At 52.8% G+C, this 5,899-nt stretch carries 6 protein-coding genes; 5 read left to right on the top strand and 1 reads right to left on the bottom strand.

Annotation, left to right across the window (positions count from 1 at the left end; all coding sequences use genetic code 11):
* From ABIK47_07910 to recO, 5 genes are all read left to right on the top strand, one after another.
* On the top strand, positions 1-216 hold a 216-nt coding region (locus ABIK47_07910), incomplete at its 5' end, for a PhoH family protein (protein MEO0020538.1).
* Complete coding sequence (gene ybeY, locus ABIK47_07915) at positions 188-628, top strand: rRNA maturation RNase YbeY (protein MEO0020539.1); 441 nt, start codon at positions 188-190, stop codon at positions 626-628. The genes ABIK47_07910 and ybeY, both read left to right, overlap by 29 nt.
* A gap of 13 nt (positions 629-641) precedes the next feature.
* On the top strand, positions 642-1,883 hold the full coding sequence (locus tag ABIK47_07920; protein MEO0020540.1) for a hemolysin family protein: 1,242 nt from the start codon (positions 642-644) through the stop codon (positions 1,881-1,883).
* Positions 1,884-2,795, top strand: coding sequence for a CNNM domain-containing protein (locus tag ABIK47_07925; GenBank protein MEO0020541.1), 912 nt, complete (start codon positions 1,884-1,886; stop codon positions 2,793-2,795).
* Positions 2,795-3,559: a DNA repair protein RecO gene (recO, locus tag ABIK47_07930; protein ID MEO0020542.1), complete on the top strand. Its 765-nt coding sequence runs from the start codon at positions 2,795-2,797 to the stop codon at positions 3,557-3,559. Before ABIK47_07925 ends, recO begins: the two co-directional genes overlap by 1 nt.
* 43 nt (positions 3,560-3,602) lie before the next feature.
* Here recO and ABIK47_07935 read toward each other — a convergent pair whose 3' ends face one another.
* Positions 3,603-5,399, bottom strand: coding sequence for a T9SS type A sorting domain-containing protein (locus ABIK47_07935; GenBank protein MEO0020543.1), 1,797 nt, complete (start codon positions 5,397-5,399; stop codon positions 3,603-3,605).
* Between the last annotated feature and the right edge of the window lie 500 nt (positions 5,400-5,899).

Raw genomic sequence — 5,899 nt, forward strand, 5'->3', positions numbered from 1 at the left:
CGGCTCGGCTGGAACTCCAAGGCAATTGTCACCGGTGACATCACCCAGATTGACCTCTCCCATCAGTATGTTTCGGGTCTGGTGGAGGCGGAGACCCTCCTTGCCGGGATTGATGGCATCAAAATCGTCTACTTTGACAAGTCTGATGTTGTCCGCCCGCCTTTGGTCTCCAAGATTATCCATGCCTATGAGGAGAAAAGGGCAAAAGAAGCCTGATGGGTGGGAACCGCTGCGCGCCCAAATCTTTGGCACGCAGGACCGCCAGCTGATTTGTGCCATTCGCCGGCTCCTCAAAGAGCTGAACCCCCTCCTCTTCCATCGGTCAACCGTCTTCCGTCAGCCAGGAACTGTCAACATCATCTTCACCAATAACCGGCACATCACCGAACTTAACCGGCGCTTCCTTCACCGCAACCGTCCCACCGATGTCCTCGCCTTTCCCCTCGCCCTACCTCAGGAATCCCCGAAGCAAATTCTCTTGGGCGAAATCTACATCTCCCGGGAGCAGGCGCGAAGGCAGGCAAAGGCGTTAGGAAGAAAACTGCGTGCCGAACTTTTGTTTCTGGTTCGTCACGGGCTTTTACACCTTGCCGGCTTCTCCCATCAGGAGATGAACCGGCTGCCATAAAATTTAACCCCCAATGCCCCTCCTAATCATTCTCACCCTTTTCCTCCTTATCCTCTCCGCAATCTTCTCCGGTTCTGAAGCCGCGCTCTTCTCCTTGCACCCCTGGCAGCTTGAAAAAATCCCCCAGGCAAAAAAACTCCTTGCCCAATCCCAGCGTCTCCTTGCCACCCTCCTTTTGGGCAACCTCCTTGTCAACACCAGCGCCACCGCCATCTTTACCCTGTTGCTCTTAAATCTGAGTCGCCAACTGGGCATTCTCCCAAAAACCATCCTTGGGCTGGGCGGTATCTTGATGACCATTACCCTGTTAATCTTCGGTGAGGTTGGACCCAAGGTCTTTGCCAACCGCAACCCGAAAGGTTTTACCCGCTTCAGTGCGCCGTTCGTCAGTGTGGTCCAGTGGCTCCTTTTTCCCCTCACCCTACTTCTGGAAAGGCTCCATTCACCCCTTACCTTTATCCCCAAGGAGTCGCCCCAACTCACCGATGAGGAACTGGAGACAATGATTGCGGTGGGCAGGGAGCAGGGTATTCTCCTCCCTGGAGAGGAGGAGATCCTGCGGAACCTGATTGATCTGGACAGACGCACGGTTTCCGAGGTGATGACCCCGCGCAGCAACATCGTAGCAATTCCGGAAAACACCACAATCGGTGATGCGCTCCTTCTCTGCCGTCACTCCGGTTTCTCGCGGATTCCGGTCTATTCAGACAACCTCGAACATATCACCGGCATCCTTCATCTTAAAGAACTCCTGACCGCGCCCGACCCCTCCCTTCTCGTTACCACCATTGCCCGTAAACCCTACTTTGTGCCCGAGGTCAAACGCCTTACCCCTCTCCTTGACGAACTCAGGCGCAAAAACTCCCACATCGCCATCGTGGTTGATGAGTTCGGTCAGACTGCGGGTCTGGTTACCCTTGAGGACATCCTTGAGGCTATCTTCGGCGAAATCTCAGACGAGTTTGACTTCGCCGATGAGCTCCCTTATCAAGAGTTAGGTGAAGGTGTCTATCTTGTTGATGGCGAGATTGACATTGCCACCCTGAACCGCCTATTTAACAACGCCTTTCAGAAAATCCCGCACGAGCGCCTCTCTGCCTTCATTCATGACCAGTTGGGCAGGTTGCCACGCGCCGGTGACAGGATAAATTTAGCGGGATTAAAGATTACCATTCAACAGGTTACCGAGCGCAAACTTGCCAAGGTCCTGATTCAGAAGACACCAGGGGGCAAAAACACCCCCGGGACCGAATAAATGGAACCGCTTGCCGCATTTATTTTAATCCTTATCACCGGTTTTTATGCGGCTACTGAAACTGCGCTTTACCGGGCAAACTGGCTGCGCCTCACCCACTGGTCCCGCCAGCATCTTGCCGGGGCAAAGGAGGCACTCACCGCGCTTGAAAAATTCACACCATCCCTCATCACCGCGCTCATCGGCACCAACCTTGCGAATGTTTTTGCTACCATTCTTGTTGAACACTACACGGTCGGCGAGTTCGGTGCGGGTTATACGCCGGTAGCGGTGGTGCTCATTGTCACCTTTACCCTGATACTGGGTGATTATCTTCCCAAGGCGCTTGCCCAATCACTGCCCAGCCGCTGGCTCCAGCGGAGCGCCCTGATTTTAAACGCCAGCCGGGTTCTATTCACGCCTGTGGTCTTTATCCTTGCCCGCATTTTGCCCAAGACCAAAACCCTCCGTCTTACCCGCGAAGACTACCTCAAGGTCATTGCCGGGCGCGCAGGAAAACACCAGACCGCCAATATGGCTGCGCGCCTCTTTCAATTCTCCCAGATGAAGGTGATTGAAGCGGCAATCCCAATTGCAATGGTCAAATCCCTCCCCTTAGGCGCGGAAAGAAAAATGGTGCTTAAACTCCTTGAGGAATACGGTTACAGCCGCATTCCCGTCTATGAAAAAACCCGGGACAACATCATCGGTTGCATCATTGCCAAAGACCTCCTTAGAGATTCTGATTACCCGGTGGTGCGCCCAGTTATGCGGGTAAAGGAAACCACCCGGGCGCTGGAACTTTTGCGCCAGATGCAGCACCGGGGTGAGCATCTCGCAGTTATTGAAGACCAGCACGGGAGGGTCAAAGGCATCGTTACCCTTGAAGACCTTGTGGAGGAACTTGTGGGTGAGATTCGCTCTGAGGACTGATGCGCCGGATTGTTAAAACTGAAGCCGTTTGCCTGCGCCAGCGCCGATGGCGCGAATCATCTAAGGTTGTCACCCTTCTCACTCAGGAGATTGGCATTATTACCGGCATCGCCAAAGGTGCACGGCGCCCCCAAAGCCCGCTTGGTCCCAGTCTCAACCTTTTCGCCCATTCCCAATTGGTGCTTTACCTGGCACGAACCGGTGATATGTGCACCTTGACCGACGCCGAACTCATCTCCACCCATTCTGGCATCGCCCTTGACCCCAACCGGCTCGTTGCCGCCAGCCAGATAGCCGAATTCCTCCTCAACACCCTTCCACCCCACCATCCTGAAATGCGGATATTCAAACTCCTTGTAACCTACCTTTCTGCAATTGAAAATGCATCTACCCCATCCCTCCAACCTTTACTCCTCTCCTTTCTTCTGAAAGCCCTGACCTTTCTTGGATACAAACCAGAACTCAACCATTGCCTGCGGTGCCGCTCTCCCATCTCTGAAACGGCAAACTTTAACATCGCCCGTGGTGGTGTGGTCTGCGCCACCTGCCTCCCTAAAGAAACAACCAGCCGCACCTATCCATTGACCATTGACCAAATCAACCTGCTTAAGTCCCTCCTCCATACCCCGGCTGCCGAGATTGCGCAAAAATTTGAAACTCAACTAAATCAGCAAATTCCAGGGATTATCATTAACCTTATCAACCATCACTTCCATCCTAAAAAATTTCCGAGTTTACAACCTTTACTTCGGTCTGAAAAATAAAAAGGGGGCGACCTTTCGCCGCCCCCATGCAAAGCCGTTTGTACTATTTTGAAATTATCACCTTTGCCACACCGGAACCGTTCTCTTTCACCCGCGCGAAGTAGATACCCCCTGCCAGTTTGCGGCTGTCAAATACACCTGCGCCGTCTTTCAAAATTACTGTTTGCACCAGTTTGCCGGTGGCATCAAAAATCTCAGCCTCGCCGTCAATTGCGCGGTTAAGCGTCAGCCTGACCGTATTGGTTGCAGGATTGGGTGCAACCTCAAGTTTTGCCGGCATCTTCACCGGTTCGGGCTGTAGTTCAAAAACACCCACCGGACCTGAGACCCTTGCATTCGCCATCACATCCTGGTCATGCCGTGAGGTTGCCCAGACACCGGTATATTCCCAGCTCTGATTGGATATCGGTGCCACCGAATCGTGCCCGAACGAAGGTGCACTGGGAACCGCTGAGGTTCCACCAACAAAGAATGCACCTTCTTCTATCACAATTGGGCTGGGTGGGGTTATTGTGTACCACTGCTCAGCACTCACCGTCACCGTCGCAGCATAAAGCGGGTCACCAGGAGAGCCTCCAGGTCCATTGTCATCATAAATCGCCATCGCACACTCCACCGGGCTTGTGGAACTCATATACATCCGTGCATTGATGATTGAGCAGGGATAAACCGGTGGCACAAACCTTGCTCCATAACCACCAGGTCCATTCCAAGACCACATATGGGTTCTGGTGCCACGGTCATAGGATAGGGTCGCTGGTAGGGTCACAACCCCCAGTTCCACCTTTGCCGTATCATTGACTGGCACCGCATCACCGGGCAGTTTTGTAATCACCTCAATCACATATGTGCCGGTATTTGTTGGTGTCCAGGTCCTGGTAAACACCACCGAGTCGGTCTCGTTCGGATGGAGCGCCCGGACCATTGTTGAATCGATGAACAGGACCGCACCTACCGGTGTGCGCACCCGCGCATAAGCCTTGAACTCATTTTCGGTCTGGTTACCGGTGTTCTGGATAACACCCCAGAAGGTGATGGGTTCGCGGTTAATCGCAAACATCCCGCCGTTGCGGTCGTTCATCGCATTGCGCACCGCCATATCATGCACCTGCAGGGTTGTTGACTCAGGTGGAATAAACTTTACCGCCAGTTCCGGATGGTACATATTCCCAGGGGGAATGTTGCCGGAGAGGTAGTTCAGACCAATCCTGCCCGAGACATTCTCAATCCCACACTGATTCCCATCCGGGAGCCAGCCGTTATAGGGCTGACCTTGTTGCTCCTTGTACTGGAAGGTAATGGAGGAGTCAGGCAAAGAGAGGATAATCTGGAAGGAGTTGTTGCCGCCGGTGGACCAGAACCTGATTGAGTCATACTCAACAATAAAGGTGTCGTTGTTTGGACTTGTCCAGACCCAGACCGAGCCATTGGGCGAATCCGAAGGGTCAAGGTCGCACATCATCGCCGCAAGGGTGTTGTTGGTGCGCCGGGGATTGGGAATCGGCGGAAACGGATGGGCATTCAGGGCATTATCATGGAATGCGATGTAGCCGTTTGAGCCAATATAGACCTTGCTTACCTTGTACCAGTAATACGGGAATTCAAACCCTATCTCAAACGGTCCGACAACATTGTCGTCACCTAAGCCGGTCACCCTTGTGCCCAAGCCCTTGATGTTAATCCAATTGTAGGTGGGTGCACCCGGGCAGACAGTGTCTGAGTCAAGATACCGGTAACCGAAGGAATCCGGACCGCCACCGCCCCAGTTCGGCGGGGTGTTGCTCTGAAACCCAGCCGGGCTCAGCGCAATCACAAACGCACAAACCATCGTAACTATCATTAGACCTCCTTTTTTCCCTGCCCATCATTTCAGGGCAGATTTGACTTTTAACCTTATGCCTTAATATTACCACAAACCAGCCCCCTGTCAAGCATACATTTTCTTCCCCAATCACCTGATGCAATCCGCGCAAATATGACCCTCACAGCCGGTCCCAACCCCTTCCCACACCCAAACCCGCCAATCTCCTAAAAACCTATTCACCATTTCCTCCTCACACCTTTTTCAGCCCAGCCATTAAGCTCAAACCCAAAACCGAAATGGTAGTGGTATGGGTGGGGTGGACCTGCCCTGAAAACCATAAACCAAAAACTATCAACTCATTAACGCATTGATGATGCGTTTCTTATATCAAGGCTCCCCATAATCCTCCAAACCCTCCTGTTAATTTTCCCAAGATTCTGGCTCTTAATGAGGGGGAGCAGTCTCTTTTGCGCCTCTTTACAGAAGTTGACAGAAGGCTCCTTTGTTTTATTATTTCTTGCTGCCTAAGTGCCACT

This window comes from candidate division WOR-3 bacterium, assembly GCA_039801245.1.
Taxonomy (GTDB): Bacteria; Hydrothermota; Tepidihabitantia; order Tepidihabitantales; family Tepidihabitantaceae; genus JAOABP01.

Excerpts from the sequence above, each read along its gene's own strand:
- ybeY (MEO0020539.1), top strand. The coding sequence starts at position 188 with ATGAGGAGAAAAGGGCAAAAGAAGCCTGATGGGTGGGAACCGCTGCGC.
- ABIK47_07935 (MEO0020543.1), bottom strand. The coding sequence starts at position 5,399 with ATGATAGTTACGATGGTTTGTGCGTTTGTGATTGCGCTGAGCCCGGCT.
- ABIK47_07925 (MEO0020541.1), top strand. The coding sequence starts at position 1,884 with ATGGAACCGCTTGCCGCATTTATTTTAATCCTTATCACCGGTTTTTAT.
- ABIK47_07920 (MEO0020540.1), top strand. The coding sequence starts at position 642 with ATGCCCCTCCTAATCATTCTCACCCTTTTCCTCCTTATCCTCTCCGCA.
- recO (MEO0020542.1), top strand. The coding sequence starts at position 2,795 with ATGCGCCGGATTGTTAAAACTGAAGCCGTTTGCCTGCGCCAGCGCCGA.